Below are 493 nucleotides of genomic sequence, written 5' to 3'. Positions count from 1 at the left end.
TTCCTACTGGAACCGCCCCGGTCTGGAACCGCCCCGGTCTGACCGCTTCCCGTTTCCTGCCCAATCCCTTCGCCGCCGACGGCTCCCGCCTCTATCGCTCCGGCGATCTGGCCCGCCGCCGCGCCGACGGCGAGATCGAATACCTGGGCCGCGCCGACCATCAGGTCAAGCTGCGCGGCTTCCGCATCGAACTGGGAGAAATCGAAGCCGCGCTGTGCCGGCTGCCCGCGGTGCGCGAGGCGCTGGCGCTGCTGGACCGTCCCGCCGCCGGCGAGCCGCGACTGATCGCCTATGTCGTCGGCGACGGCGAACCCGCCGCCTTGCGCGCCGCGCTGGCCGCCGAGCTGCCCGAGCACATGCTGCCCGCCGTCATCGTGGCGCTGGAACGCTTCCCGCTGACCCATCACGGCAAGGTGGACCGCGCCGCGCTGCCGGCGGCGCAGGCCGCCAGCGACGCGCCGCGCGTCGAGCCGCGTTCGGACGCCGAGCGCGC

1 protein-coding gene is annotated in these 493 nt (G+C 74.2%); it reads left to right on the top strand.

The features are described from left to right. Window positions 1-493: AMP-binding enzyme (locus tag JW897_RS24140; RefSeq protein ID WP_205467938.1), on the top strand; the 493-nt coding region annotated here is incomplete at both ends.

Source organism: Chromobacterium alkanivorans, from assembly GCF_016937655.1.
Taxonomy (GTDB): domain Bacteria; phylum Pseudomonadota; class Gammaproteobacteria; order Burkholderiales; family Chromobacteriaceae; genus Chromobacterium; species Chromobacterium alkanivorans.
The sequence above is the reverse complement of the archived record's forward strand: the minus strand, read 5'-3'. Positions and strand labels throughout refer to the sequence as shown.